Origin of the sequence: Natronobacterium gregoryi SP2, from assembly GCF_000230715.2 — an archaeon.
Classification (GTDB): Archaea; Halobacteriota; Halobacteria; order Halobacteriales; family Natrialbaceae; genus Natronobacterium; species Natronobacterium gregoryi.
The window spans coordinates 2264552-2287240 of sequence record NC_019792.1 but is presented as its reverse complement, the minus strand read 5'-3'; the positions used below and the strand labels follow the sequence as shown (position 1 = coordinate 2287240).

Below are 22689 nucleotides of genomic sequence, written 5' to 3'. Positions count from 1 at the left end.
TGGGTCACGGCAAGGCGTCGACGAGCCACTCCGTCGCAGCCGGTAGCGCTCGTGCCCACGCCGCCGCGTAGGCGTACTCGCCTGTCGCGTTCACCGCAGCGCGATCCGAGGATCGATCGGCGTCGCGCTCGAGTCGTCGATCCCCTCCTCCGACGGCCGACATCGCCGTGTCGAGGCTTTGACCGACGAGATACGGGTGCGCTGTCTCCTCGCGCGTCGTCTCGATCGCGTCTATCGCGTCCCGCTTTGCGTCCTGGACGTCGTCCGCGTCGTCGGGTCGCTCGAGGCCCCCGTCGTCGACGAGCGATCGCAGTCGGTCGATCGCCCGTCGACCCGTCTCGGCCGCGTGCAGTTCGTGAAGTGCGCGGGCGAACCGCTCGTTCTCGAGGTGGGCCGGAACGTCGTCGTAACTCGCGTACGTCCGCCGGATCGCAGTGTCGCCCACCCACGCTCGAGGCGTCCCCTCGACCTGCGCGTCGAACAGTTCTTCGGCAAGATCGTGGCTCTCGAACGACGGAAGCTCCTCGACGTCGTCCTCGAGGTCGGCGAGCAGGTCCGCCGCCGCCGTCTCGAACTCGTCGTCGAGCGGTCGATCGCCGGCGTCGTCCTGTCGATCGACGAGGTACTGTGCCTCCTCGAGCGACGCCGCTGCCCGCTCGTACCGGCTCGCGAGTTCGGCGACAGCCTCGACGGTCGACTTTCCGGGCATCGGCCGATGGGCGTTGTCTACGAACCTGCCTGCCGTCTCGAGTTCGCGCTCGACGGCACCGTAGACGACGACCGCGTGCTGGGACTCGTCGTCGATCCCGACTCGGGTCAGCGCCGACTCGGTCGTCACCAACTCTTCCTCGAGGTCCGCCAGCCATTCCTCGACCTCGTCCGGCGTTCGGTCGTCGGTCGCAGCGGCGTACGCGCCTTCGGACTCCGCGGCCCGTCTTCGTGGCGGGGAGAGCGACGACAGCCGTGCGTAGTTCGTCGGCTCCTCCTCGATCCCCTCGAGTCCGTCTCGAGCGCGTTCTCGGGTCTCGTCGACGTACTCCCGGACTGCCTCGTTGGGAATCTCGTCGGCGAGTTCGGCGGCGTCCGGGATGGGCTCGAGCAGCGTTTCGACGCGCTCGATCCCCTCCTCGACTCGTTCGTCGCCGACCTCGACCGGCAGTTCCTCGAGGCGGGACGGCCGTTCTATTTCCGCGATCGCCGTCAGTTCCGCCGCCGTGGCGTCGATCGGCGGATGGTCGTCCGACTCGAGCAATGCACAGCCTGCGAGGGTAACCGTCCCAAGAGCGAGAGTGCTCTCGAGGAACCGCCGCCGGGAGCGATCACACGTCATTCGCGATCACCCGCGACGGCTTCGGCGATCGTGGGCGGTAGCCCGCAGCTGCTACTTCTCCCCCGTCCGTGCCCGCTCGGGCGTCGCTCGTAGGCGATCGGGAGCTCGAGGACGGTGACCTGGACCTGCTGGTCGTCGACCGAGCACGCGACATCGGGCTCGCGTTTCGTCGTACAGAACTGGACGTGAACGCCGCTCTCGTCGTCACTCGGATCGCGACGTTCGGCGTACTGGAACGCCTGCCGGCGGCAGGCCGAGACGCGCTCCTGGACCACGACCGCGCTCGCCTCCGCGTAGTCGATCTCCCGGAGCGCGGCCAGTGGGTCGGCCGGCTCGTCCTCTCCGTCGTCGACTGGCTCGTACTGCAACTCGAGGGCGTCGACGTCCTCCGCCTCGACGACGTAGGGCAGCCGCGAACTGCGCGAACCGATGTCGTCGTCTTCCCGCTCGACGACGACCTCGCGATCGTCGGCGTCGAACCGGAACGTGTCGGCGTCGACGCCGTCGATCACGTCGATCTCGTCGTCGGGCTCCGGGTCGTCTTCGGACGGGTCGGTCCCAATACAGCCGCCGAGGAGTGCGAACGCACCGACGCCGAGCTGGAGGGCTCCGCGGCGCGTACACGGGGACTGGGGCATAGCGACCCCTTTCGAGGAATCGTGTAAGTTCGTTTCGGAATACGAGGGCGGGGCGAGACCACCGCGCTTTTCGCCTCGCCCCGCCGAACCGTCTCGTATGCGCGTCACCGAGGGCGGGGTCGAACTCAAGGTCCCCGGCGAGCAGACAGAAGGAGTCGAGGAGTCGGTCTTCTACAACCCGAGACAGGAACTGAACCGCGATCTGACGATCGCGACGCTGCGGGCCTACCGCGAGCGCGAGGAACGCGCCGAGGCGTACCTCGACGCGATGACGGCAAGCGGTATCCGCGGCGTTCGCGCCGCGGCCGACGACTGGAACGTCACTTGCTGTGACGTCGACGAGGAGGCCGTCGAACTGGCCCGCGAAAACGTCGCGCGGAATGGACTCGAGGCGAAAACGACCGTTTCCCACCGCAACGTCAACGCACTCATGCACGACGAGGTGTTCGACGTGATCGACCTCGACCCCTACGGGACGCCGATGCCCTTCGCCGACGCCGCGTTCGCGAACTGTCGGGACCTGATCTGTGTGACCGCGACCGACACCGCGCCGCTGTGTGGCGCACACTTCAACAGCGGCGTCCGCTCTTACTCCGCCGTCCCGCGAAACACCGACTACCACCCCGAGATGGGCGTCCGGGTTCTCCTCTCTGCACTCGCCCGCAGCGGCGCGCGGTTCGACGTCGGCGTCCAGCCGTTGCTCACCCACGCGACGAGTCACTACGTCCGGACCTACCTCGAACTCGAGCACAAGGCCACGTCGGCCGACGCCGCCGTCGACGACCTTGGTCACCTCTATCACTGCGAGGACTGCACGTACCGCGAGGCCGACCCCGGGCTGATCGCCGACCCGCTCGAAACCTGTCCGAACTGCGGCGGGAACCGCATGCTGACCGCGGGACCGGTCTGGCTGGCCCACACCTGCGACCCCGAGTTCGTCGCCGCCGTCCGCGAAAAGATTCCCGACTCCTTCGGCACCGCGGAGAAAACCCGCGAACTCTGCGAGACGCTCGAGACCGAACTCGCGGTGCCGACCCACTACGACCAGCACAAACTCTGTCGCAACTGGGGGCTGCCCGCGAACGCGATGGACGAGTTCCTCGCGGATCTCCGCGACGCGGGATACGAGGCGTCCCGGGCCCACTACGGCGGGACGACGTTCAAGACGGACGCCTCGGTCACCGAAATTCGCGACGCGACCGAGGACAGCCTCGAGTAAGCCGACCCGATCCGGCCGTACGCTATTTGTAAGGTCCAGTCATTTGACCGGACGTGTTGGATCGATGCCGAAGCGAGCGGTCAGCCGCTGAACTCGTCGCCCGAGCCGTCTTCGTCGCTCGTAACGAGCAGTTGACGCTGCTCGCTGCCGGCGTCGCCTTCTACGGGTTTCTCTCGTTGATCCCGCTCGTGATGCTCGCTATCGGGATCGCGGTAACCCTCGGTGGTGAGCAACTCGCCGCTCGAGTCACGGCGGCCGGCAGCGACGTCCTCACGCCCTCTGCACAGGAACTGCTCGCGACGACGGTGCTCGACGAGACTGGCCGCCGGAGTGCGACCGCGATCGGCTCCGTGGGCCTGCTGTGGGGTGCCAGCCGCGCGCTCCGTGGACTCGATCGGGCGTTCTCGGCAGTGTACGGGACGACGCGATCGAAGTCGGTGATCGATACGGTCCGCGATTCGGTGATCGCGTTCGTCGTGATCACGATCGGACTGGCAGCCGTCGGCGCACTCGAGTTGTTCATCCAGTTTGCTCCATACCTCCGGGTCGCGTATCTCGGAGACAGTTTCGTCGTGCTCGGATTGGCAGTCACCTTTCTGCCGCTTTACGTCCTCTTTCCAGGCAAACCCGTCGGGATCGTGGAAGCTCTTCCCGGGACGATACTCGCTGCGATCGGGTGGTTTGTACTGACCCGGACCTTCTCGCAGTACGCGTCTCTCGCGGCCGAATACACCGTTTACGGGGCGCTAGGTGCCGTGTTTTTCGTCCTCGTCTGGATGTACGCTAGCGCTGTTCTTCTGATAGTCGGTGCGATCTGTAACGCGGTTCTTGCCGGCCGTGAAGTGGATCGGCAGCTACAAAGTCCCGGCGTGCGACAGGTTCCAACAGGAGCGATGGTCGACGACGCCACGAGTGCCGACGACGAGCCCACGGACGACGCGGGAACGAGCGCCAGCGCCGATCCAGAATCGGACGCGAAAACTGCGTCGACCGCAACGGCCCGCACCCGAGACAGGTCCGACGATCCCGAAGCGCTTCGCGAGGAGATCGAACGACTCCGCGACCGCGTCGACTCCTTCGAGAAAAGCGTCGAATCCCGGACCGTCGGGCGGTCCTCCCTCGAGAGCGACCTCAAGCGCTACGTCCGGCACCGAATCTACAAGGGCCACGCCCGCGACTGGGGGCCGTACCTCGTCTTGCTGTACGGCACTGCGATGACCATCGGGGCGTTTTACTTCCTCGAGGGTGGGTGGGCGATCCTCGCGATGTTCGTCGTCTGGACGTCGACGCTGGGCGTTTTCGCCTTGATGGTGCTGTTCGGCGCGGGGCTGTCACTGCTGGGCGTGCCGGGCCGTGTCCGGAACCGAGTCAGCGACTGGCGGTCCTGACACCTCGCGGCTGGCCGTTAGTCGACGCGACCGCCGCCGAACGTACCACGGTAGACGACCGTCTCACCGCTTCGGATACGCTCTTCTCCCTCGAACCGCTGGCGGTCGCCGTCGACGGAACTCGAGTACGTCATTTCGTCGCCCTCGTACGTCGCTGGACCGCGGGACGGTCGGTTAGGGGACGCCTGCTCGAGTGTCCCGAAGGAAGGCGTAGACATCGTCCGGATCTGCGTCTTCGTGTGTCAGATCGCCGTAGTAACTCATTCCCCAGACGGGCTTTCCGTCTCGGGTGACGACCTCGTGCCCGACGAACGCCGTCGATCCGGAGTAGTGATCACGGTAGCTGTACTCGCCACGGTCGTACGTGATGACCTTGCCCCCGTTCGGTCCAGGGTCCGCTTGCGTGTTGGCGTAGCCGTTTCTGTGTGCTTCAGCTACAAATTCCGCCAGATCAGTCATATCACCCATACAGGATATGTGGTTGATACGTTGACGGTCTCGCGACTCGAAAAGACGTGAATCGAAGGACTCAGAACGTCTCGAGGTACCGATCGAGCTCCCACTGGGAGACGTCGACGAGGTACTCTTCGAACTCCTGGCGCTTGGCCTCGACGAACTTCGGTGCGACGTGGTCGCCCAAGGCGTCGTAGACGACGTCGTCGTCTTCGAGGGCGTCGATGGCGTCGCCGAGATTGGACGGGAGCGTGTCGATGCCGTACGCTTCGCGGGTCTGTTCGTCGAACTCGTAGATGTTCTCGCGGATCGGGTCCGGACACTCGAGGTCGTTCTCGATACCGTCCAGTCCGGCCTGGATCATGGCCGCGAGAGCGAGGTAGGGGTTACAGGAGGGGTCCGGCGAGCGCAGTTCGATGCGGCTGGCTGCGGGGACACGGGCCGCAGGTTTACGGATCAGTGACGAGCGGTTGCGGTCGGACCAGGCGACGTATACCGGCGCTTCGTACCCTGGAACCAGCCGCTTGTAGCTGTTGACCGTCGGGTTCGCGACGGCTGTGATCGCTGGCGCGTGTTCCAGGACGCCCGCGAGGAACGAGCGTGCAGTCCCAGAGAGGTCGTACTCGTCGCTGTCGTCGTGGAAAGCGTTCCCGCCGTCTTCCGTAAACAGTGAGAGGTGGGTGTGCATTCCCGAGCCAGCAATCCTCGCAATCGGCTTGGGCATGAACGTCGCGTGATAGCCGTGCTCGGCGGCGATGGCGCGGACGACGGTGCGAAAGGTCGCGACGTTGTCGGCTGTCGAGAGCGCGTCGTCGTAGGTGAAGTTGATCTCGTGTTGTCCCTCGGCGACCTCGTGATGGCTCGCCTCGACCTCGAAACCCATCTCCTCGAGTCCGTAGACGATGTCTCGGCGGACGTCCGAGGCGAGGTCTTTTGGCGCGAGATCGAAGTATCCGCCGGCGTCGTTGGTTTCGGTCGTCGCACGACCGTCTTCGTCCTCCTCGAAGAGGAAGAACTCGGGCTCTGGCGCGGCGTTGACAGTGTAGCCCATGTCGTGGGCACGCTCGAGAGCACGCTTGAGCACGTAACGCGGGTCACCATCGAACGGTTCGCCCGAGGAAGTGTCGTAGACGTCACAGATCATTCTGGCGGAGCAGCCATCCTCGCGGTTTCGCCAGGGAAGCATCGCGAACGTCTCCGGATCGGGAACCAGACGCATGTCCGATTCCTGGATACGGACGAACCCCTCGATAGAGGAGCCGTCGAAGTAGATTCCCTCTGTGAACGCTTTCTCGGCCTGTCGAGCGGGGACCGAGACGTTCTTGACGGTGCCGAGAATGTCGGTAAACTGCAGACGGAGGAAATCGATATCCTTCTTCTCGATTTCGTCGAGTACTACCTGCTCGGCGTCGCTAATGTTTCCGCTTGTCATCCGTATGGTCGTCCTACCCTCGTATCTCCCCTAATAAAAAGCTCACTGCTCAACGCAAATCTTCTCTTCGGCCGGTGGAATTGTATATTCGTAAATTTCTAAAGGATGGGATTAGTTAGTACACGTGATGACGTACGAAAATCTCGACGCGAAACTAGTGAATGCACTCCTTGGCGACGGCCGTGCGAGTCTTCGCAGCCTTGCCGAAGAACTGGACGTTTCCGTTACGACTGTCTCGAACCATCTCTCGGATCTCGAAGACGAGGGTGTTATCGACGGATACACACCCCGGCTCGATTACGACGCAGTCGGCTACGACGTCACTGCGGTCATCCAACTACAGGTCGAAGGAAACGCTCTTCCCGAAATCACGGAAACACTGCGTGAGCACCGCCAAATGACCAGCGTCTACGAAGTCACGGGAGACTACGACGTGATCGCCATCGGGAAATTCAAAGACACCGACGGGATGAACGACCAGATCAAGGCGTTGCTGACCGACCCCGACATCAAAGCCTCGAACACGAGCGTCGTTCTCAACGCGGTCAGCGAGAACGAACAGTTCGAACTCGACGTCGACGACACGTAGCCGTTCGACGACACCACCTCAACACAGTTCTCTAAGCTCGGTGTAGTTTTTGAGCCCGGAACCGGTGACGACCGCGACGGTGACGCCGTCGTATCTGTCTGCCACCGGCTTGACGGCGGCCGACGTCGGCTCCGGCAAGATTCCCTCCCGAACCAACTCTCTGAGTCCGGCCTCGAGTTCGGTTTCAGTGATTACCTCGAGCCGTCCGTCGGACGCCGTTATCGCGTCCGTGGCCTCCGCGCAGTTGAACGACTCGGAGGCGATGATCCCCTCCGCCAAACTCTCACCAGGGTCCTCGACGACAGCGTGGGATTTCTCCTCCTCGAGTGCCTTCTTTATCGGTGCGGCCCCCTTCATCTGGACGCCGACCATCGCCGGCGATTCGCCGTGTTTCTCGAAGCCACGCCAGATCCCTGCCAGGTTCGTCCCGTTGCCACAGGGAACGATGACCTGTTCGGGGACGACCTGGGCCAGTATCTCGGCCGCGATGCGTTCGTAGGCTTCGAGGGATGTATTCGAAACGCCGGGAGTGACGTTCCACCCATCTAGGTCTTTCTCCCGAAGTTCGTGAAAGATGTCCTCGTAGACGCCGTCGTACTCCACGAGCGTCGCCCCGAGCGCCTCCATCAACTGCTTTTTGCTCTCCGAAGTCTGTTCGGGGACGTGGCAAACGCACTCGAGCCCCGCTCGCCGCGTGTAGACCGCCAGCGAGAGAGCGGCGTTGCCAGACGAGCAGACGTGGAGCTTTTCGATCCCTTCCTCGAGTGCTTTCGACACCGTCAGGGCGGTGCCGCGGTCTTTGAAACTCCCGGAGGGGTTGAGCCCCTCGTGTTTGTAGTACAGGTTCTCGTCGTGCGTGCTCGGTATCAGCGGCGTCCGGCCTTCACCGAGAGTCATCGTCGACCCCTCGTCGTCTGTGATTCCGACATCCGTGTTCGTCATGGTTCTGTTCGTTCGACTATCTGCTTTTGACTGGCAAATCTCTGCCGGTTTAGATACAATATCCGAAACTAAAACGACACTTTATTATAAAATCCCAAAGTAACGGGGTGTGTCGCGCCGTCGGCTTCGTCGTGTGCGAGTCACCGAACGAAGAGGACCAACAGGCCGAGGCCGAGCAACAGGAATCCCCACCAGAGTGAATCGCCGGGAAGCACTTTCAGAAACAGTGTGACCAGTCCTGAGGAGAGCAATGACCATCCGATCGTGTTCTGGGACGTCATAGCGATCGAACGCGATCGGGCCCGATAACTGACCTGCCTGCGACGGCAATCGCCGTGCAACACACTCCGGATGCAACCGCCACGACGTGTCCAGCACGGCTGTCCCCGTCAGGGCCACCAGTAACGGGGCTGGAAGAAACGGTGGCCCCGACTGTCGTCGCATACTCGAACGGAGACGCCGAACGCGTCGTGGGGTGCCCGCCCGACTGCGTTCGCCCTATTGGACTGGGCGGAGTGAAAACACACCACAGATCGACGGTCCGGGAAACGAGTCGGTCATCACTGCAAGTGACGCGAACACGAGAAATCGATCGGACCGGTGTGCAGATCGGTCAAACCGCCGACCGATCGGCGAACGGTGTCAGCACGGTCGAAATCGGAAGCGTTTGGGCTTCGGTCGGCCGTCGCTTACATCATGCCGCCCATGCCGCCGCCCATGCCGCCCATGCCGCCGCCGGGCGCGCCGCCTTCTTCGTCGTCGCCCTTGTCGGTCGACAGGTCGCCGGCGGAGATGATGTCGTCGATCTTCAACACGAGGTTGGCGGCCTCGGAAGCGGAGGAGACGGCCTGTTCCTTGGCGTGAGCCGGCTCGACGACGCCAGCCTCGAAGGTGTCTTCTACGTCGCTCGTGAAGACGTTCAGGCCGGCCTCGACATCGCCGTCCTCGTGAGCCGCACGGAGGTCGACGAGCGTGTCGATAGAGTCCAGACCCGCGTTCTCGGCGAGCACGCGCGGGACGAGCTCGAGCGAGTCGGCGAAGGCCTCGACGGCCAACTGCTCGCGGCCGGAGACGGAGTCAGCATAGTCACGGAGGCGGCTGGCGAGTTCGACTTCGATTGCGCCGCCGCCTGCGAGGACCCGACCGTCGGAGACGGTCTGGGCGACGACGTCGAGTGCGTCGTTGACGCCACGCTCGAGTTCGTCGACGACGTGGTCGGTCGAGCCACGCAGCAGGAGGGTGACGCCGTGGGCGTCCTCGCCCTCGACGTAGAACAGCCCGTCGTCCTCGTCGCGTGTGACGTCGCCGTAACCGAGGTCGTCGGCGTCGGCGCTGCCGAGGTCGGAGACGATCGCCGCGTCGACGACCTCCGAGAGGAACTCGAGGTCGGACTTCTTGGCGCGGCGGACGGCGAGGATGCCTTCCTTGGCGAGGTAGTGCTGGGCGAGGTCGTCGATGCCCTTCTGGCAGAAGACGACGTCAGCACCGAGGTCGGCGATCTGCTCGACTTTCTCCTTGAGCTGTTCTTCCTCGCGGTCGAGGAACTTCTGGAGCTGGTCGGGGTCGGTGACCGAAACTTCGGTGTCGACGTCGGTCTCTTCGACCTCGATCGGGTCGTTCAACAGCAGAATGTCGGCGTCCTCGGCCTCGACGGGCATGTTGTCGTGGACGGGGTCTTTGTCCACGATGCCGCCTTCGAGGAGGTCGGACTCGTCGACGCTGCGGCCGGTCTGGGTCTCGATGTTGAGGAACTCGAGGTCGACGACGTTCTGGCCTTCCTCGTTCTCGACGGTGACGGCGCGGACGGCGTCGACGATCAGCTGCGAGAGGTGCTCTTTGTTGACCTCGGCGCCCTTGCCGGTCATCGAGGTCTCAGCAGTTTTGCGCAGGAGGTCTTCGTCGCTGGTGTCGATGTCCTCTGCGATGTCGTCGATCTCTTCACGGGCCTGCTCGGAGGCGAGGTGGAAGCCCTTGATGATCGCCGTCGGGTGGATGTCCTGCTCCAAGAGGTCCTCGGCGTTCTTGAGGAGTTCGCCGGCAATCGCGACGGCCGTCGTGGTGCCGTCACCAGCTTCGTCTTCCTGGGTTTCGGCGACCTCGACGATCATCTCGGCCGTCGGGTTGTCGATGTCCATCTCCTCGAGGATGGTGACGCCGTCGTTGGTGATCGTCACCGATCCCATCGAGTCGACGAGCATCTTGTCCATCCCTTTCGGGCCGAGCGTCGAGCGGACGGCCTCGGCGACCGCTCGCGCTGCGGAGATGTTGTAGTCCTGCGCGTCCTTGTCCTTGACGCGCTGGGAATCCTCGCTCATTACGATCATCGGCTGACCCTGCTGCATTCGCTGGCTCATAGTCAGGCGAATCATTGATTGTCCTTCTACATAAAGACACCGCTCTTAGGAGTTCGTGTCGTTCGTCGGTTAACGAAGAGACACCGCCGGAATCGCCATAGTGCGTTCGAGTGACGGTCTCGTGTTGAGGTGTGGTATCGCCAGTCGAGATCGCGTCCGTGACCAGCTATTCCGACATATTTAAGTGCTCTGGATTGTGGTTCAGGAGTCGACCGGTTCGAGCAACGAGGGCTCGTCGGTCGACGGATCGTTGACCGCCGTCGAGACCGGGTCCGCCCGCATCTCGTCGGCCGGATACGACTCGAGCAACGCTTTCGGATCGTCCCCCGTCAGCCACTCCTGTTCAGTACCAGGCTCGAGAATCACCGCCATCCGGTGGTGGAGGCCCCCGACCAGGTCGTTCGGCTCCGTCGTGACGATCGTGAAGGTCTCGAGCGGGCCGTCGTCTCTCTCGGCGTCCGCGCTCCCGCCCCCGAAGGCCTCGAGTCCCGTCTGAGTCGTCTCCTCGTCGGGCTCCCAGCGTTCCCACAGGCCCGCCATCGCGAACGGCCGGTCGTCCTCGAAGGAGACTCTGTAGGGTTGCTTACCGTTCTCCGTCTCGACCCACTCGTAAAAGCCATCAGCCGGGACGAGACACCGCCGAGATTCGTACGCCTCCCGAAAACTCGGCTTCTCGTCGATCGTCTCCGCACGCGCGTTGATACTCCCACCAGTGTCGTCGTCGGCCCACGACGGAACCAGTCCCCACTCGAAGCGCTGAACCGTGTCCGGTTCGGCGTCGGTGATGACCGGCAGCCCCTGGCCGGGCGCGGCGTTGTAACGCGGTGCGAACGCTTCCTCGAGAGTTACGTCGAATCGGTCCTCGAGGTCGTCGGACTCGATGGTGAGGGTGTACCGGCCGCACATGCTATATTCATCGACCGACCGGAACAAAGCGTTGTTCGTTCTTCCCTGGTGATTTTGCTACTCTCGATCGCACTCGAAAACGCCAGAACTGGGATGTCAACTGACCCGATCGGATTTCGGGACTTGTCAGTGAACTCGACCTCTATCGCTATCCGGTAGCGTACGGGGAGAACCCCCGATTCGGTGTCACCGTTCCTGACTTCAGGGCGAGTTGACTGTCACCCGTCCGGCGTGACGACTGTAGGCCACGCCGGACGAACCGTAGTCCGACGTTTTTGGCACCGACGTAATCTGCATTTGCTATGGCCCCACACTGTCTACACTCGAAATCGGACTGGGACCTCCTGTTCTTTCGACTGGTATGTCCACATTCGGGACATCGACGGCTCGTATTTTCAGGTGGGACGAATTCCACGCAAATCCCTCTCGCCTTCGCTTTGTATTCGACCATATCGACGAGTTGTCGGTGTGCCCACTGATGGAATTGTTTTACCGGCGGCGCGCGTTCCCGGATGTGTTTCAAATTCTCGAAGACAATGTACTCGCAGTCGTACGTTGTCGCCTCTTCGACGACGTCGTTAGCAACCCGATGTAACACGTCCCTTACGTACCGTGATCCACGGCCGCTCATCTGTCGTATCGTCCGGTACGCAGACTGGGTTCCGGTTTCGTAGAGATCCGAACGAACGCGTTCGAACTCGCGGTGGCGATGTCGAAGCTCTCGACCCGATGCGAAATAGGCTGTACTCGTCGTTGCGATGTTGACGATTCCGAGATCGACGCCGAGAACTGTCCTGTCCTCGTCGTCGGCCATTTGCTCTGCTCGTGGGGTCGGTTTCGGTTTTCGGAACCCGATGTGAAGGTAGTATCCTTCGTCCCGTTTGCTTACCGTAGATTCCGTAATTTCCCACTCATCGTCTCGGAGGTACTGGAACTGATACCCCTCTTCGTCCGACGGTAATCCGATATCACATCGGATTCGATCATCGATGGTAGCCAGCGACACTGTTTGGTCGTCGAACACTGTCATCGTTCTTGGATCGTACGTTATCGTGTCGCTGGTGAAGGTCGGGCGAGATGTTTCGTAGTTCTCGTCGGTAGCTTCGATTTCATTAACACCGTCGAGTGCCGCGGCTGCCTGACGAACAGCGAGTATTGCGTGTTGACTCCCCAGATCAGTGCGTTCTCGGAGCTCGTCGTACACTTTATCCTGGAGAACCGTTGCTCGCGTTTCGTCGGTTTTCCAGCCGACGCGACTCCCGATATTGCATGCAGTCTTCCACTGGCTAATCGTTTCCTCGAGCAGATTCTGCTGTTCGTCGGTGAGTACGAGCCGAGTGACCGCAGTTCGCCGCAAGTACTCGTCGGGCACCACCAGTTGCTGGCCTCGTTTTCTTACTTAAACTATGGGCCAAGTGACTCCCACAGCCACCACTACTTGGATCGAACGAAATCGAAAACGCCAGGACAGGGATTTGAACCCTGAATCCCAAAGGGAACACGCTTTCCAGGCGTGCGCCTTACCGTTCGGCCATCCTGGCTCGAGTGGACCTAGCCACGTCGGTCGTTTAACTCTTACTTTTGCTGTCGCCGCCGTGTGGCTCGGTTTCGTCCGCCACGCGACGTGCCGACCACGCGGCGATCCGGTGCTCGAGGGCGTACGCGCTCGCTGCCGTCGCTGTACCCACGAGGACGGCGATAACACCGCCTTGCGTGATCGTCACCAGTGGCTCGACGACCAGAGCATAGCCCTGGACGAGCACCAGAAACGCCATGAAGCCGACCGCGCCCCAGAGGAGGGCGGATTTGGTTCGCGGTCCCATCTCGTCGTGTCGTCGTTACCCGAGGGTCGCGATCGCTTCGACTTCGACGCCGACACCTTTCGGAAGGGCGGCGACCTCGACAGCGCTACGAGCCGGCGGTTCGTCGTCGAAGTAGCTTCCGTAGGTCTCGTTCATCTCGTCGAAATCGTCGATGTCCTCGAGGAAGACGGTCACCTTGAGCACGTCGTCGATGCTCGCGTCTTCCGCCTCGAGGATGGCGGTGAGGTTCTCCAGGGCCTGTTCGGTCTGGGCGGCGATCGGCTCGTCGTCGAGCAGGTCGCCGTCGGGCGTCATCGGGATCTGGCCGGCGGTGAACAGGACATCGTCGTTCGTCGCTGCCTGGCTGTACGCGCCGACGGCCGCGGGGGCCTCGTCGGTTTCGATAGTGCGTTTCATACACGCAACCACTGTCCAGCACGTCTTAAAACCAGACGAAGTCCAGTCTCGAGGGCGGGTGTCGAACGCTCACGCTTGCTTCGGCCGTCGAGAGTGTCGAATTCGCTTTCTCCGTCGGAAAACGCTCGGTTTGATTCACGTAGGGGCTATCTTGATTCAGCGAGAGAATCCCGCCTTTCCCGTGAGTGAATCGCGTAAGCTCTGTGCAGCAAACCACTCGGTTTCTCCCTGCTGAATACCTCACGTCACAGGAGTTCTCTGCCTTGGGTGTCTCGTATCTGGTAAGGCCAAATGGAGTATCATCTGCAAACCGGGTCGCACACAGTGTACGCGCTTCAGTATCACTTCGTGACCGTCACGAAGTACCGTGCCGATATTCTCACGGATGAGCGGCTGGAGCGTGTCGCTGAAATCGCCCACGACATTGCAGATGACTTCGAGGCCGACATCAAGAACGTGGACGGCGGAGCCGACCACGTTCACAGCCTGTTTCGGCATCCGTTCTAGCTTAGTGACCGACTGAGACGAAGATCACGCCGAAATTACGTCGAGTCTGACCACAATCACACCGAGATCACTGCTGTTCCGGCAGACCAGCTACTGTTCGACCATCTCTCCCGTCGAAGGCGGCGCACTCGCGGTCGTGAGTGCGCCGCCGTTCCAAAGCCGTCGCTGATCAGGCCGGGCGATCCAGACCGTCTCGTCAGGCGAGTTTTCTACCAGAACTCGCCTGACTCTACCTGTTCACGTAACCTCGGACGATGTGGATTTGGATCTCGTGACGACCACAGCAACACCGAATCAAGGTCCGGTAGTTCGTACCCCAGATCAAGCATCAGGTACAACTGGATCAGGTGCGCGTGCCGTTCGACGGCGTGTGAACAGCGTCGTCGAGGGAGGCGCGTCGACGACGCCTCGGCGTCGTCGGCGCAGTCTCGCTGTTTTGCGTCCAGTTTCTGGAGTTCGTCGACAATAACTCGGCTCATCAGCAACGAGAGTGCTGCCATGATGATCAGCGCCTCGATGATGTAGGCGTCGGTCGTGTTGATCTCGTCAAGGCCAAACCGCGATTTCAGTTCTTTGAACAGCAGTTCGATCTCCCAGCGCGCCCGATAGAGCTGTGCGATATCGGGCGCGCGGTAGTCGTCTCTGTCCAGATTCGTCAGGTACAGATGATACTCGCCGCTGTCGTCGTTGCGAACGCCGACTAATCGGAAGGTTCGGGTCGCGCTGGCGCCCGACCCTCGTTTGCGGTCGAACGAGAGCGTGATCTGTACGTCGATTTCCTGTCGCTGCAGGTCGTCCAAGACGGCCTGCAGCGACTGCCCCTCCAGCGGAATGCTGTTCCCGCGCCACGTCCGGAGTTCTTCGACGATTTCGAAGTCAGCGTTATCTTTGACACGGGAGACGAACCAGCCGTCATTGGCGTCAATGCGGTCGAACAGCCAAAAATCGTAGTAGCCGAGATCGAACAGGATGAGGGCGCCAGCTACCCACTCACCGGTGGGTAGCTGGCTCCGTTCGTGGGTGGTTGCGTCGGTTGTCTGGAATCGTGTCGGAAGCCCCGTCGAGAGCGATTCGGTGGGGTGAAGTTTCGCCCCGGCTCGGTCGTCATCGAGTGCATAGACGTCTCTGGCGTCTTGGTAGAGCGAGATGACCGTAGCATCGACGATGAGGACGTCTCGAAATCGTTCGAGACGTCCGGTAAGCTCGGTTTGGCCCGTATCGAGATTCTCGATGGCGTCATCGAGAATCTCTCGAAGGAGTGCAACGAATCCCGGTTTGAACCAGCCGTGAAACGTTGTGGTCGAGTCCGCTGAGCATCTCCGCCGCTACGCGAACTGACCTCTCACTCGGCCGGGCGCTCGACGGCGGTTTATCGCGTCTCGCGGTCCTCGTCGACTTCCCGCGACGGCTCTCGATTCGTCGTGACCCGAGATGTGTCCCCGGCTTGACGGCGAGACAGTCCGTCGTCCGCCAGTATCGCCTCGACTCGGTGTTCGAACTCCTGGTCGGTCAGCTGACCGCGTGCGTACTGCTCTCGGATGTCTGACAGTTCGCCCTCCTGTCGGGACGAGTCCGATCGAGACCGCGAGGTCGAGTACGTCGCGTCCTGCTCGCTCGCTCCTTTGCCCAGGACGACGAAGAACGCGGCCATTGAGACGGCGAGGACGAAGCTGAACGCTGCGCTCTCGATCATCCCGGCCGTCAGAAACGCACCCGAAAGCACGAGCCCGATGAAGAGTGCGATCCCTGCGCCCAGTCTCGACTCGGTCATACGGTTACATTCCAGGACGTGGAGGTAAAATCTTACTCGTCCGTCGCGAAACGCGATGGGAAACAGAGCGAGGGAGTCGGGCGAACGAGGGACGCGAGTTCGCCGTCACCTTTCACGCCCAGGGGACGAGTACGATGTCGCCGTCCCGGCGCGGACCACTCTCACTCGAAGGCGAGGACGCAGGGGAGTTCTTCTGGACGGGCGACGCGGAGGATGGTGTACACGATGCCGGAAAGCCCGTCGTGGAGCGTGACGTTAGGGAATTCTGGGTCGTGTCCTGGGAGAACGAGTCCGTTACCGTCGGACGCGCGCTCGAGCGACCGACGGGCGATGGTCGACGCTGGCGCGGGCGACCGGTCGCCCGCCCTAGCCGCCTCGACGAGGCGTTCCACCCGGCCGAAGTTGCCGCGCCTGAGGTGGTCGTACTCCCAGAGGTCCGCAGACCCGCCGACGACTGTTGACGGATCGACCGCCAGTTCCTCGTTGTACTGCCCGGCGACACAGCGGGCAAGCGTCGGTCGCGATGGAGACCGACTCGCTGAGTGGCGCGTCGTCCAGGTGCCGGCCAACAACTCCGTCCCCTCCTCCACGTACCACGGTTTGTCGAGAGTCTCACCCGTTGCGACGAGCGTGTACCCGACGCCGTCGGTGACGCGAAAGCCGAGTTGCGTGTTGCAACCGTTGTCCGACCGTGCATCGTCGGCATCAAACGCGGTGTGGACGCATTCGCCGTACTCGAGTGCGAGTTCCCGAATCTCCGTGTCGCCTGTTCGCCGGTAACACGAAAGGAGCGCGAGCGTGGTGCCACACACCCCGGTTTCGATTCCAACCGTGCCGTCGCGTCCGTCCAGCGACGGAACCGACGTCGCGAGGTCGACGGCCCGCGACTGGAGGTGGTCCGCCTCGAGGAGGTCCGATAGCACGCAAAGTGCGTAGGCGGCCGAGACAGCGCCCGCCGCGCCGTGCAGGTTCGTTTCAATCGACGCGAGGTCGTCCTCGAATCGAACGGTCTCGAGCGCCCGTTCCCGGTAAGTCTCCGTGCCGGTGGCGCGGTAGACGGCCGCCGCGGCCAGGGCGATCCCCGACCGTCCTGCGAGAAGCGACTCCCTGGCAGGCACTAGGTGGACACCCGCCGTGTCGTCGGAAGTCCGGGTGGCCATCCAGCCGTAGGGGTCGCCGAATGTGGTCGACGCGGCGTCGTACACCCGGTCGACGAGAGCCGCGGCACGACCCTCGAAGCCGTCAGCCGTCGCCTCGCGGTCGGGGTCGTCGTCGCTTTCGGCCGGCTGCGCTCGGGTCGTGGGACTGTCGCGGGACTCGAACGCCTCCCGTATGAAACGCACCTGGCGTCGCCGGTCCGCGGCCGACAGCGATTCCACCCGTTCGGTGAACCGTTGAAACCCGGGGTTCGACGCGTATCCGGGGATCGGTACCCCATCGAAGAAGAGTTCCGTCGTCCCCATTCGAGACGTGATTCGCGGCGGATCGAGACGTCCCAGTGCCTCTCGCTCGATGCGATACACCGACCACAGCCGGTCGTCCTCGATACCGTTATTAAAAAACGGCGCAGCGAGCCGTTCCATCTCCACGGTGGCGTAACTCCCATCCCGAAGCGCGTCTCTCGAGTGCGCTCGTCGGGGACGTTGCCGTCGGTGGACTACTCGCTTGCTTCCTGTATCTGGTCGCGTACGTTCTCCACGCCGGCGAGGTCTCGGGCTGGGTTGCGACGCGACAGTAGCAGTCAGAGAAGTCGCTCGTTCTCGCGGTTCTCACTCTAGCCGGCCGTTCCGAACCGCGCCGCTCGCGGTTCTACGACGATGGGACGACCGTGATCGGATCTTTCCTGTCGACCGCTTCTCGAGTTCGTCTGCGATTGCACTGCCACGAGAAACCTGAATCTCACGCACACACCGTTTTCTCGTCGGGTTCGCGCTTTCACGGCGCGTAGCGCCGCACATTCGCTCACTGCTCCTCGAAAATCTGCACTAAAGAGTTGTTCGCGTCCCCACGGGGTGCTCGACCCTACGACGACGGGACGACCGTGACCGGGTCTTTGCGATCGATCGCCTGCTCGAGTTCTTCTGCGATCGCACTGCCGCGAGAAACCTGAATCTCACCGCCACGACTCACCGTCGCGGTGAAGAGGTAGTCGCCGCCGGCCTGGATTTCGACAGTTTCGCCGTGGTTGCCGTCGACGGGAATGACGATGTGTCTCGAGGTGACTTCGGGCGTGACCATCTGACCGCCCTGTCCGCTCGCGCCGCCGTTGCTGGTGGCACCACCGCCGCCGGCAGCTGACCCGTAGTCTGGGTTCTCGTCGTGCGTGCGGACGTCGATGTCGATGCCCAGCCGGTTTTCGATGTCGGTGATTCGACCGCCACCCTTGCCGATGACGCTCGAGATGTCGTTCTCTTCGACGTAGACGACGGCCCGATCCTGGCCTTTCAAGTCGACGTCGACGTAGCCGTGTGCGACCGATCGGATCTCGCGTTCGATCTCCTGTTTGGCGATGCGATCGACGCCGCTCTCGCTGCCGGGACCATCCGCCTCGTCTTTGAGGGGGACGGTGACGACCTGGCGGTTGAACGTGTAGATCTCGTACTCGGGTTCGCCTGTCTCGAAGTTGGTGACCTGGATGACCGGGCGTGCGAGGTCCTCCTCGGTGAGTCCGGCGGGAACTTTGACCTCGGTGCGGACGTCGTAGACGGTCTCGACTTCGCCGGCTTCGATGTAGACGACGGTGTCGACGACCTGCGGGATCATCCCGAGTTCGACGCGGCCGACGAGTCGCTGGAGCGCGTCGATCGGACGGGTCGCGTGGACGACGCCGATCATGCCGACGCCAGCCAGTCGCATGTCCGCGAAGACCTCGAAGTCGTCGGTCTTGCGAACCTCGTCGTAGATCGTGTAGTCCGGCCGCACCATCAGCAAGGCGTCTGCAGTCTTCGCCATCTCGCCGCCGAGTTCAGTGTACTGGGTGATGTCCGGGCCGACCTGCAGGTCCCGCGGTTTCTCCATCGTCTTGACCGCGTAATCGTGATTCGAGATGAACCGGGCGACTGCCTGTGCGAACGTCGACTTCCCGGCACCGGGCGCACCCGAGATGAGGACGCCGCGCTGGCGCTCGAGCAGTCGCTCTTTCAGCTCCGCGGCGTTCTCGTAGTCTTCGATGTCTGTCTGGGCGATCGGTCGGACGGCCGTGATCTCGATGCCGTCGGCAAACGGCGGTCGACCGATGGCGATCCGGTAGTCTCGGAACTGGACGATCTTCATCCCCGGCTCTGAGAGTTCGAGGAAGCCGTCGGGCGATTCTTTGGCTGCGTCGACGACCTCGCGTGCGTACTCGTCCATCGTCTCCTCGTCGAGTGGCTCGTCGGCGATCTCCTGGTAGTGCATGTCGCCGAGTTCGCCCCGTTTTGCCATCGGGACGGTGCCTGTCTTGAGGTGGACGCTCATCGTCACGTCGTCGAAGTAGCTCTCGACGGTGAGTGTCTCGACTCTCCGTACTTCCGGAGAGACGTGCTCGACTTCGAGTCCCTTTGCCTCGGCGACCTCCGCCTGGACGACGTCACTGGTGAGGAAGGTCGCCTCGAGTTCCTCCGCGAGGTCACGAATGAGCGCGTCGATCTCGCCCTCGGAGGCGTGTCCGCGCTCGATCGCGCTCGGCCGCTCGCCGACGTACTCGAGGTCGACCGCGCCGTCGTCGGCGAGGTCGGCGAGTCGCTGGAGCTCCTCGAGTCCGTCCCAGCCGGTCTCGATGCCGTCGTTTGCCTGCGCTTCGAGTTCTGCGACGACGGCTTCGGGAACCGATATCGTCGCTCCCTCGAACTGCCCGTCTTCGATCGTCGACGAGACGCGGCCGTCGATGACCACGCTCGTATCCGGCACGACGTTCATACGCTCACTCGGGCTCGTACGCCCATAAGGGTGTCCACGTCGCTGGACGGATGCGTCGGACGTGGTTGTGGACGCGATCCGACGATGTGAAACGAACCGACTCCTGCAACGAGACACCCCCAAGGTTGCGATATGGACTGATCAAAATTTAAGGTAGTTGCTGAAAACGTACTGTCATGAATCCGGAACGCACGTTCGGACGGGGTGGCCTGAACGGCTTTCTCGACGTCGATGGACTGCTGGAAGGTATCGGCCTGGACGAAGCCGACGTCGCCTGGCGAAAGGAGTTTATCGGGTTCGACGAGGCCGACGAACAGCGGCTGACCGACCTCGAGCCCATGCTTCGTGACAACCAGGACGAGATCGCCGACGAGTTCTACGACAACCTGCTGGAGTACGAAAAAGCCCGCGACGTCGTCGGGCGGTCGCCGAAGGGAGTCGAGCAACTCAAGCAGACCCAGCGGGCCTATCTCGTGTCGCTTGCGACCGGCGACTACGACCTGGAGTACTTCGAGAACCGCGCCAGGATCGGGAAACTCCACGAGCTGCTGGACATGCCGTTGAAACAGTACGTCGGGCAGTACGGTGTCTACTACGACCTCATCATGCGCCGGGTAAACGAGCGGGTCCAAGAGCAGGTCGTCACGGCCATCGAAGAGTGGCTCGCCGAGCGTGAGGCCGACGCCGACGGCGGACTCGGACGGCTCTCCGAGGCGCTCGGGTTCGGCGGCAGGGGCGGGGCAGAAGCGACTGACGGACTCGAGGCGAGTCTCGAGGAGACGGTCCGCGACGCGATCGACGACGGGATGGCGGACGTGCTCTCACTGTTGCGGATTATCAACCTCGACGTGCAGATTGCAACCGAGACCTACGTCGACTCTTATGCACAGGATCTCGAAGCGGCGATCGAACAGCGCGAGCAACTCGCTGCGGACGTCGAGTCGGACGTAGAGACGCCACTGGACGAACTCCACGAGGCCGGCGAAGTCGTCGCCCGTCGCGCAGAGGGGATCAGCCAACACACCGAGAGCCAGGCTGCAAGCGCCGAGGAAGCCGCAACCGAGATCGGCGAGATCAGCGCGGCTGCCGAAGAGGTCGCAAGCGTTGCGGCCGAAGCTCGCAGGGAGAGCGAGCGGACCGAACAGCTGGCGGCGGACGGCGTCGAGGCCGCCGCCGAAGCACGTCGAGAACTCGGGGCGATCGAGGACGCGACCGAGCGGGTCGAGACGGCGGCCGCCGAACTCGAGTCCAGTACGGACGAAATCGACGAGGCGATCGAGCGACTCGACGAGATGGCCCAGCGAACGACTATCCTGGCCTCGAACGCGAAGATCGAGTCGACGCGAGGGGATGCAGGTGACGAGACGATGGCGGTCATCGCCGACGAAGTCAACTCCTTTGCCAAACAGACGAAACGCGATCTGGACGCGATCGAAACCGCACTCGAGGACATCTCCGAGGCGACCGCGGAGACGGTCGACGCGGTCGCGGAGACAAGCGATCGGGTCGACCAGGGCGGCGAGCGGGTCCGTGATACGATCGAATCGCTCGAGGAGATCCACGACGCCGCCAGATCGACGGCAGCGGGCTTGGCAGACGTCGCGGCTGCGACCGACCAGCAGGCCCACAGTATCGAGGCGACCGCGGAGTCGGTCGACGACCTCTCACGGAGCGCAGAACAGGTTGCAGAGGCGGCGGAGTCGGTCGCGGCTGCGAGCCAGGAGCAGACAGCGAGTCTCGGCGAGGTGAGCGCGGCCGTCGGCAGGCTGACCGACGTCGAACCGCTCGAGAGCACGCCAGTGTACGAACGCGTTGCGTCCGAATCCGACCCACACCTCGAACCGGAGGCCACGGAGACCCAGTGACGTCTCGAGGCGGGCTGTCACGACCCGTCGATTGTGGGCCGCCGGTGCAATCAACACGTTGGCAGTCGAACGGGCGGTCGTGACCGTCACCGAGCTCACCCGCGAGTTGGTTTCGATCCCGAGTTACGAGGACGAGACCGAAGCGGGCGATTTCATCGAGGAGTGGCTGGAACGGGAAGTCGGCGGCGACGCGACGATCATCCGCGACGAGGCTGGTAACGTGATCGCTCGGAAGGGAGACCCGGCTGCGGAGACGCTCGCACTCGTCGGCCACCACGATGTCGTGGAGCCAGCCACGCCGCAGGTCCGACAGGAGGACGACGGCGAGTACGTCGTCGAGGAGCGTGACGGCCGTCTCTACGGCCGCGGGACCGCAGACATGAAAGGCGCGGTCGCGGCGGCCATGCTTGCCTTCCGAGATGCCGAGCCCGCGGGTGAATTGGCCGTCGCGAGTTTCGTCGGCGAAGAGGTCGGCGGTGTCGGCGCACGACACGCCATCGACGAGGGTTTTGCCCCCGAGTACGCCGTCGTCGGGGAGGGCTCGACGGGCTACTCGAGTCCGGGCGTCACCGACGTCGCGGTCGCCCACAAGGGCCGACGCGGGAGCACGATCACTGCCCGTGGCGTGGCTGCCCACGCCAGCGAAGCCGAAGCGGGAGAGAACGCAATCTACTGGGCGACCGAGGCCGTCTCGCTGGTCCGGGACCTCGAGCCACCCGCGGTCGAGGTGGCAGACGAGACGCTCGAGGGCAGCGTCGTCGTCACCGAAATCGACGGTGGCACGGCGATGAACGTCGTCCCCGATTGCTGTGAGGTCACGGTCGACGAACGGACGGTGCCCGGCGAACGAGCCCCACTCGAGCGCGTCGAAGAACTCGAGGGAGTCGAGTGGACGGTCGACCAGGACCTGCCGCCGATGGAGTGTACCGACGAGGCGTTTGCCGAGACGGTGTTCGAGGCGGTCGACGCCGCGCAACCGGTCGCCCCTGAACTCGTCACGAAGCCCCACGCGACCGACGCTGGTTGGCTCGCTGCCGCTGGCACGGCGTGTGTCGTCTGTGGCCCGGCAGAACCCGGCGAGGCCCACACCGAAACGGAGAGCGTCTCGATCGACGTCCTCGAGCGGTGTCGGGCGATCTACCGGCAGGTCGCGGAGTCGTGGCTCGCGTGACCACGACG

Annotated in this window: 18 protein-coding genes, 1 tRNA gene and 3 pseudogenes; 6 read left to right on the top strand and 16 right to left on the bottom strand. The window is 63.1% G+C overall.

Annotation, left to right across the window (positions count from 1 at the left end; translation table 11 throughout):
* Window positions 1-4 precede the first annotated feature (4 nt).
* Both NATGR_RS11440 and NATGR_RS11435 read right to left on the bottom strand, forming a co-directional pair.
* Window positions 5-1330 carry a hypothetical protein gene (locus tag NATGR_RS11440; protein WP_005579450.1) on the bottom strand — a complete coding sequence of 442 codons (1326 nt, stop codon included), beginning with the start codon at window positions 1328-1330 and terminating at the stop codon, window positions 5-7.
* Window positions 1327-1968, bottom strand: a complete 642-nt coding sequence (locus NATGR_RS11435; protein ID WP_005579449.1) for a hypothetical protein — start codon at window positions 1966-1968, stop codon at window positions 1327-1329. Before NATGR_RS11435 ends, NATGR_RS11440 begins: the two co-directional genes overlap by 4 nt.
* Window positions 1969-2065: 97 nt before the next feature.
* On the opposite strand from NATGR_RS11435, the gene NATGR_RS11430 reads away from it, so the two are divergent.
* Window positions 2066-3187 carry a tRNA (guanine(26)-N(2))-dimethyltransferase gene (locus tag NATGR_RS11430; RefSeq protein WP_005579448.1) on the top strand — a complete coding sequence of 374 codons (1122 nt, stop codon included), beginning with the start codon at window positions 2066-2068 and terminating at the stop codon, window positions 3185-3187.
* A gap of 53 nt (window positions 3188-3240) precedes the next feature.
* Window positions 3241-4575, top strand: a complete 1335-nt coding sequence (locus NATGR_RS11425) for a YihY/virulence factor BrkB family protein (RefSeq protein WP_005579446.1) — start codon at window positions 3241-3243, stop codon at window positions 4573-4575.
* Window positions 4576-4592: 17 nt separating this feature from the next.
* Here the strand turns inward: NATGR_RS11425 and NATGR_RS20250 are convergent.
* Both NATGR_RS20250 and NATGR_RS11415 read right to left on the bottom strand, forming a co-directional pair.
* Window positions 4593-5034: pseudogene (locus NATGR_RS20250) on the bottom strand (DUF5680 domain-containing protein).
* Between the two features lie 70 nt (window positions 5035-5104).
* On the bottom strand, window positions 5105-6460 hold the full coding sequence (locus NATGR_RS11415; RefSeq protein WP_005579442.1) for a glutamine synthetase family protein: 1356 nt from the start codon (window positions 6458-6460) through the stop codon (window positions 5105-5107).
* Between the two features lie 127 nt (window positions 6461-6587).
* On the opposite strand from NATGR_RS11415, the gene lrp reads away from it, so the two are divergent.
* Window positions 6588-7049, top strand: a complete 462-nt coding sequence (gene lrp / locus NATGR_RS11410) for an HTH-type transcriptional regulator Lrp (RefSeq protein ID WP_005579441.1) — start codon at window positions 6588-6590, stop codon at window positions 7047-7049.
* 18 nt (window positions 7050-7067) lie between these two features.
* Here the strand turns inward: lrp and NATGR_RS11405 are convergent, their stop codons facing one another.
* The 8 genes from NATGR_RS11405 to NATGR_RS11375 form a co-directional block, all read right to left on the bottom strand.
* Window positions 7068-7991: a pyridoxal-phosphate dependent enzyme gene (locus NATGR_RS11405; protein ID WP_005579440.1), complete on the bottom strand. Its 924-nt coding sequence runs from the start codon at window positions 7989-7991 to the stop codon at window positions 7068-7070.
* 140 nt (window positions 7992-8131) lie between these two features.
* Entirely contained in the window at window positions 8132-8272 is a 141-nt protein-coding gene (locus NATGR_RS19940; RefSeq protein ID WP_005579439.1) for a hypothetical protein, read from the bottom strand.
* A gap of 408 nt (window positions 8273-8680) precedes the next feature.
* A complete protein-coding gene (gene thsB / locus NATGR_RS11400; protein WP_074929728.1) occupies window positions 8681-10345 on the bottom strand; it encodes a thermosome subunit beta in 1665 nt (554 codons plus the stop codon).
* A gap of 201 nt (window positions 10346-10546) precedes the next feature.
* Window positions 10547-11251, bottom strand: coding sequence for an SOS response-associated peptidase (locus NATGR_RS11395; RefSeq protein ID WP_005579437.1), 705 nt, complete (start codon window positions 11249-11251; stop codon window positions 10547-10549).
* Between the two features lie 148 nt (window positions 11252-11399).
* Window positions 11400-12623, bottom strand: coding sequence for an RNA-guided endonuclease InsQ/TnpB family protein (locus NATGR_RS11390; protein ID WP_005579436.1), 1224 nt, complete (start codon window positions 12621-12623; stop codon window positions 11400-11402).
* Window positions 12624-12711: 88 nt separating this feature from the next.
* Window positions 12712-12792 (bottom strand) — tRNA-Ser (locus NATGR_RS11385).
* 27 nt (window positions 12793-12819) lie between these two features.
* Entirely contained in the window at window positions 12820-13074 is a 255-nt protein-coding gene (locus NATGR_RS11380) for a hypothetical protein (RefSeq protein WP_005579435.1), read from the bottom strand.
* A gap of 15 nt (window positions 13075-13089) precedes the next feature.
* Window positions 13090-13470 carry a Rid family detoxifying hydrolase gene (locus tag NATGR_RS11375; RefSeq protein ID WP_005579434.1) on the bottom strand — a complete coding sequence of 127 codons (381 nt, stop codon included), beginning with the start codon at window positions 13468-13470 and terminating at the stop codon, window positions 13090-13092.
* 291 nt (window positions 13471-13761) lie between these two features.
* Here NATGR_RS11375 and tnpA point away from each other — a divergent pair.
* A pseudogene (gene tnpA, locus NATGR_RS11370) lies at window positions 13762-13962 on the top strand (IS200/IS605 family transposase); the annotation flags it as partial.
* A gap of 224 nt (window positions 13963-14186) precedes the next feature.
* Here tnpA and NATGR_RS11365 read toward each other — a convergent pair.
* From NATGR_RS11365 to NATGR_RS11350, 4 genes and pseudogenes are all read right to left on the bottom strand, one after another.
* Window positions 14187-15275 (bottom strand): annotated as a pseudogene (locus tag NATGR_RS11365) (IS4 family transposase); the annotation flags it as partial.
* Between the two features lie 71 nt (window positions 15276-15346).
* Window positions 15347-15748: an SHOCT domain-containing protein gene (locus NATGR_RS11360; protein ID WP_005579430.1), complete on the bottom strand. Its 402-nt coding sequence runs from the start codon at window positions 15746-15748 to the stop codon at window positions 15347-15349.
* Window positions 15749-15909: 161 nt separating this feature from the next.
* Complete coding sequence (locus NATGR_RS11355) at window positions 15910-17331, bottom strand: lanthionine synthetase LanC family protein (protein ID WP_005579429.1); 1422 nt, start codon at window positions 17329-17331, stop codon at window positions 15910-15912.
* A gap of 439 nt (window positions 17332-17770) precedes the next feature.
* Window positions 17771-19645, bottom strand: coding sequence for a PINc/VapC family ATPase (locus NATGR_RS11350; protein WP_005579427.1), 1875 nt, complete (start codon window positions 19643-19645; stop codon window positions 17771-17773).
* A gap of 176 nt (window positions 19646-19821) precedes the next feature.
* On the opposite strand from NATGR_RS11350, the gene NATGR_RS11345 reads away from it, so the two are divergent.
* Both NATGR_RS11345 and NATGR_RS11340 read left to right on the top strand, forming a co-directional pair.
* Window positions 19822-21510: a globin-coupled sensor protein gene (locus NATGR_RS11345; RefSeq protein WP_005579424.1), complete on the top strand. Its 1689-nt coding sequence runs from the start codon at window positions 19822-19824 to the stop codon at window positions 21508-21510.
* A gap of 79 nt (window positions 21511-21589) precedes the next feature.
* Window positions 21590-22681, top strand: a complete 1092-nt coding sequence (locus NATGR_RS11340; protein WP_172636015.1) for a M20 family metallopeptidase — start codon at window positions 21590-21592, stop codon at window positions 22679-22681.
* Window positions 22682-22689: the final 8 nt, after the last annotated feature.

Excerpts from the sequence above, each read along its gene's own strand:
- NATGR_RS11440 (WP_005579450.1), bottom strand. The coding sequence starts at position 1,330 with ATGACGTGTGATCGCTCCCGGCGGCGGTTCCTCGAGAGCACTCTCGCT.
- NATGR_RS11435 (WP_005579449.1), bottom strand. The coding sequence starts at position 1,968 with ATGCCCCAGTCCCCGTGTACGCGCCGCGGAGCCCTCCAGCTCGGCGTC.
- NATGR_RS11430 (WP_005579448.1), top strand. The coding sequence starts at position 2,066 with ATGCGCGTCACCGAGGGCGGGGTCGAACTCAAGGTCCCCGGCGAGCAG.
- NATGR_RS11415 (WP_005579442.1), bottom strand. The coding sequence starts at position 6,460 with ATGACAAGCGGAAACATTAGCGACGCCGAGCAGGTAGTACTCGACGAA.
- lrp (WP_005579441.1), top strand. The coding sequence starts at position 6,588 with ATGACGTACGAAAATCTCGACGCGAAACTAGTGAATGCACTCCTTGGC.
- NATGR_RS11405 (WP_005579440.1), bottom strand. The coding sequence starts at position 7,991 with ATGACGAACACGGATGTCGGAATCACAGACGACGAGGGGTCGACGATG.
- NATGR_RS19940 (WP_005579439.1), bottom strand. The coding sequence starts at position 8,272 with ATGACGTCCCAGAACACGATCGGATGGTCATTGCTCTCCTCAGGACTG.
- thsB (WP_074929728.1), bottom strand. The coding sequence starts at position 10,345 with ATGAGCCAGCGAATGCAGCAGGGTCAGCCGATGATCGTAATGAGCGAG.
- NATGR_RS11395 (WP_005579437.1), bottom strand. The coding sequence starts at position 11,251 with ATGTGCGGCCGGTACACCCTCACCATCGAGTCCGACGACCTCGAGGAC.
- NATGR_RS11380 (WP_005579435.1), bottom strand. The coding sequence starts at position 13,074 with ATGGGACCGCGAACCAAATCCGCCCTCCTCTGGGGCGCGGTCGGCTTC.
- NATGR_RS11375 (WP_005579434.1), bottom strand. The coding sequence starts at position 13,470 with ATGAAACGCACTATCGAAACCGACGAGGCCCCCGCGGCCGTCGGCGCG.
- NATGR_RS11360 (WP_005579430.1), bottom strand. The coding sequence starts at position 15,748 with ATGACCGAGTCGAGACTGGGCGCAGGGATCGCACTCTTCATCGGGCTC.
- NATGR_RS11355 (WP_005579429.1), bottom strand. The coding sequence starts at position 17,331 with ATGGAACGGCTCGCTGCGCCGTTTTTTAATAACGGTATCGAGGACGAC.
- NATGR_RS11350 (WP_005579427.1), bottom strand. The coding sequence starts at position 19,645 with ATGAACGTCGTGCCGGATACGAGCGTGGTCATCGACGGCCGCGTCTCG.
- NATGR_RS11345 (WP_005579424.1), top strand. The coding sequence starts at position 19,822 with ATGAATCCGGAACGCACGTTCGGACGGGGTGGCCTGAACGGCTTTCTC.